Below are 446 nucleotides of genomic sequence, written 5' to 3' on the forward strand. Positions count from 1 at the left end.
GGCATACCGAACCATTTGGACATTGACAGTGACAACGACGGCATCCCGGACAATGTAGAGGGCCAGCCAACGGATGGCTATGTGCCACCGAGCGGTGAGGACAGTGATAACGACGGCTTAGACGATGCGTACGAAGGAACGGGTGATGAGGGCATCGACCCAGTAAACACAGATGGGGATTTTGCTGATGGTGATGAAGTTCCAGATTACCTGGACAATGACAGTGACAACGACACGGTGCCGGACAACAATGAGGGGAACGACTTTAATGAGGACGGCGAGCCAGACCAGACCTTTACGGGAGTGGACACGGACGGTGACGGACTGGATGATGGATATGAGGGCGCAGATGTAGATGATGGTTTTGATGTAAACGATGAGATAGACGACCCAGCGAACGATTTACCGGACACGGACGGTACAGAGGACGTTAACTATAGAGATTT

At 52.2% G+C, this 446-nt stretch carries 1 pseudogene; it reads left to right on the forward strand.

The features are described 5' to 3' along the window. Positions 1–81: 81 nt before the first annotated feature. A pseudogene (locus AACP56_RS17950) lies at positions 82–446 on the forward strand (gliding motility-associated C-terminal domain-containing protein); the annotation flags it as partial.

Source organism: Croceitalea sp. MTPC6 (genome assembly GCF_036985525.1).
In the GTDB taxonomy this organism is placed as follows: Bacteria; Bacteroidota; Bacteroidia; order Flavobacteriales; family Flavobacteriaceae; genus Croceitalea.